Below are 3,394 nucleotides of genomic sequence, written 5' to 3' on the forward strand. Positions count from 1 at the left end.
GCGCCCGGGCGATGCCCCGCCCGACGCCGCGCGAGGCGCCCGCCACGAGGCAGACCTTCTGGCTGAGGTCCGGCTTCACGACCTCGGGCCGGGCTTCGACCGGGCGAGGAACGCCCGGAACGCGCCCTGCGCCTCCTCCGTGCGCAGCTGCCGGTCGAACGCCTCGGCCTCGGCGTCCAAAGCCGCCTCGACCTGGGCCTGATCCCCGCGGATCAGCTTTCGCGACGCGGCGAGGGCGCCGCGCGGCAGGGCGGCGAGGCGCGCGGCCTGGGCGAGGGCGTGCTCCAGCAGCATGTCGGAGGGCATCACCGCGTTGACGAGACCGAGCGATTCGGCCGCGTCCGCCCCGAACATCTCGGAGAGCAGCAGCAGCTCCGTCGCCTTGAGGCGCCCGACCCGCCGCGGCAGCAGGTAGCTCGAGGCCGCCTCCGGCACGAGGCCGAGCTCGACGAACGGCATGCGGAAGCGCGCCGCCGGGCTCGCGTAGACGAGGTCGCAATGCAGCGTCAGCGTCGTGCCGATGCCCACCGCGATCCCGTCCACCGCCGCGACCATCGGCGTCGCCGTGCGCGCGAGCTGGCGGATGAAGCGCAGCGAGGGCGCCTCGCTGAACGCCTTCTCCGCCCGCGTGACGAAGTCGGCGATGTCGTTGCCGGCGCAAAAGCTGCCGGGCATTCCGGAGAACACCACCGCCCCGATGGCGTCCGATGCGTCGGCGGAGGCCAGCGCCTCGCGCATCGCGTCGTACATCGCCCCGGTCAACGCGTTCTTCTTCTCGGGCCGGTTCAGGACGATCGAGCGGACGCCGTCCGCCCCGTCGGTGATCGTGACCTGCTCGCTCATGTCCGCCTCCCCGCTTCGTTCCAAATCGCGCCGCGAACCGCACCGCTTCCGTCCCAACCCCGTCATCCCGGGGCGCCGCAGGCGAGCCCGGGATCCAGAGCCGCCAACCGTGCTCGAAAAGGCGCCACCTGCGGTTCTGGATTCCGGGCTCCGCTGCGCGGCCCCGGAATGACGGGCGAGGACCTTGACGTCACCCCGTCAGAACCGCGCCCGCGTCGTCCAGAAACCCGCCGCCGTCGATCACCACCTGGGCCAGGCCTTCCGTCGCCGGCAGGAGGTTCTCGGCGAAGAAGCGCGCCAGCGCGATCCGCCCGGCATGGGCCGGGTCGGTCTCTCCGGCCTTCAAGGCGGCGCGTGCGGCCAGCGCCTCGTGGGCGAGGCAGGCCGCGCCCTGGGCCAGGCCGAACAGGCGCAGGTACGGGGTCGCGCCGGCGAGCGCCGCCTCCGGCCGGTTGGACCTGAGGCTCGCGAGCTGGTGGCTCGTCGCCCGGTCGAGGGCTTCGATGCCGGCGCGCAGCCGCGCCGGGGCGTGGCCGAGGTCGGAGTCGGCGGCCTTGAGCAGGGATTCGGCGACCCGGCGCATGGCGGCGATCTGCGCCCGCACCGTGGCTCCGTCGTTCAGCGGCAGCTTGCGGCCGGTCAGGTCGATCGCCTGGATGCCGTTGGTGCCCTCGTAGATGCCGAGGATGCGGGCGTCGCGCATCGCTTGCGCCGCGCCGGTCTCCTCGACGAAGCCCATGCCGCCATGCACCTGCACGCCGAGCGAGGCGACTTCGTTGGCGATGTCGGTGGAGAAGGCCTTGGCCACCGGCGTCAGCAGCGAGGCGCGGTCGAGCGCCGCCTTGCCTTCCGGCCCCTCGGCGGCGTCGAGGGCGGCCGCGGTGAGGTAGCAGATGCCGCGGGCGGCGGCGGTGTAGGCCTTCATCGTCAGCAGCATGCGCTGCACGTCCGGGTGGGCGACGATCGGGCTCGCCTCGGCGGAGCCCGCCGCCTTGCCTTGCTTCCGGTCGCGAGCGTAGGCGAGCGCCCGCTGCGTCGCCGCCTCGGCGACGCCGACGCCCTGCAGCCCGACCCCGAGGCGGGCGTTGTTCATCATCGTGAACATGCAGGCGAGCCCGCGATTCTCCTCGCCGACGAGCCAGCCGGTGGCGCCGCCCTGGTCGCCGAACGCCATCGAGCAGGTCGGCGAGGCGTGGATGCCGAGCTTGTGCTCCAGCCCCGAGCAACGCAGGTCGTTCTCGGACCCGTCGGGGAGCACCTTCGGCACCAGGAACAGCGAGATGCCGCGGGTGCCCGACGGCGCGTCCTTGAGGCGGGCGAGCACGAGGTGGACGACGTTGTCGGCCATGTCGTGGGCGCCGTACGTGATGTAGATCTTCGAGCCGACGATGCGGTAGCTGCCGTCGCCGGCCGGCTCAGCGCGGGTGCGCAGGGCGGCGAGGTCCGAGCCGGCCTGCGGCTCGGTCAGGTTCATCGTCGCGGTCCACTCGCCGGAGACGAGCTTGCCGAGGTAGCGCGCCTTCAGGTCCTCGGAGCCGTGCGCCGCCAGCGCCTCGATGCCGCCGGCGGTCAGCAGCGGGCACAGGCCGAAGGCGAGGTTGGCGCCGTTCCACATCTCTGTGCAGGCGGCGTCGAGCACTTGCGGCAGGCCCTGGCCGCCATGGTCCGGGTCGGCGGTGAGCCCGTTCCAGCCTCCGGCGACGAAGGTCTTGTAGGCGGCGGCGAACCCCGGTGCCGTGGTGACCACGCCGTTCGAAAGCGTCGCGCCGTGGCGGTCGCCGACGCGGTTCAGCGGCGCCAGCACGTCGCCCGCGAGCCGCCCGGCCTCAGTCAGGATGGCGTCCGCGTCCTCGACGCTCACCGCGCCGGCCCCGTCAAGGCCGGCGACGTGGCGCAGGGTGAACATCATCTCGGATACGGGCGCGCGGTAGCTCATCGGCATGTCCTCCCGCCCGGCGCGGTTCGCCCGCGCCTCGGCGTCTCGTTTGACCGTCGCCGCGGGGCCGCGTTAGTGCAGCCCCCGAAAGACCCGGCCGCCGGCTTTCCGCGCAGCCCGACCCCTCTTCCGTGAGAGGCGCTTCGGCCCACGCCCTCCGCTGACGGCATACGCCCGAACCGGCCCAGCCGTCACCGCCGGAGATGGTTTATATATGAACGATCTCGCGTCAATCCCTGCGCCCGGCGCGACGACCCAGCTTTCCGGCGACGGAGCGGGCGTGGCGGAGGCCGCGCGCCTGATCCGGGCCGGCGCCTGCGTCGCCTTCCCGACCGAGACCGTCTACGGCCTCGGCGCCGACGCCACCGACGCCGAGGCGGTCGCCGGCATCTTCGCAGCGAAGGCGCGCCCCCGCTTCAACCCGCTGATCGCGCACCTGCCGGACCGTGCGGCCGCCGAGGCCGAGGGTCGCTTCGACGCCTTCGCGCTGCGCCTCGCCGAGGCGTTCTGGCCCGGTCCCCTCACCCTGGTGGTGCCGGCGACCGGCGGCACCCGCGTCTGCGACCTGGCGCGGGCCGGCCTGCCGAGCGTCGCGCTGCGGGTGCCGTCGAACCC

3 protein-coding genes are annotated in these 3,394 nt (G+C 73.6%); 1 reads left to right on the plus strand and 2 read right to left on the minus strand.

The window, feature by feature from the left end; genetic code table 11:
- Positions 1 to 75: 75 nt before the first annotated feature.
- Both FV222_RS20710 and FV222_RS20715 read right to left on the minus strand, forming a co-directional pair.
- On the minus strand, positions 76 to 843 hold the full coding sequence (locus FV222_RS20710) for an enoyl-CoA hydratase-related protein (RefSeq protein WP_147753765.1): 768 nt from the start codon (positions 841 to 843) through the stop codon (positions 76 to 78).
- Positions 844 to 1,033: 190 nt separating this feature from the next.
- On the minus strand, positions 1,034 to 2,779 hold the full coding sequence (locus FV222_RS20715) for an acyl-CoA dehydrogenase (RefSeq protein ID WP_147815531.1): 1,746 nt from the start codon (positions 2,777 to 2,779) through the stop codon (positions 1,034 to 1,036).
- A 214-nt stretch (positions 2,780 to 2,993) separates the two neighbouring features.
- Between FV222_RS20715 and FV222_RS20720 the strand changes: the two genes are divergently transcribed.
- Positions 2,994 to 3,394 (plus strand): L-threonylcarbamoyladenylate synthase (locus FV222_RS20720; RefSeq protein ID WP_147815532.1); only part of this gene is annotated, 401 nt, incomplete at its 3' end.

The organism is Methylobacterium sp. WL103 (assembly GCF_008039885.1).
GTDB classification, from domain to species: Bacteria; Pseudomonadota; Alphaproteobacteria; order Rhizobiales; family Beijerinckiaceae; genus Methylobacterium; species Methylobacterium cerastii.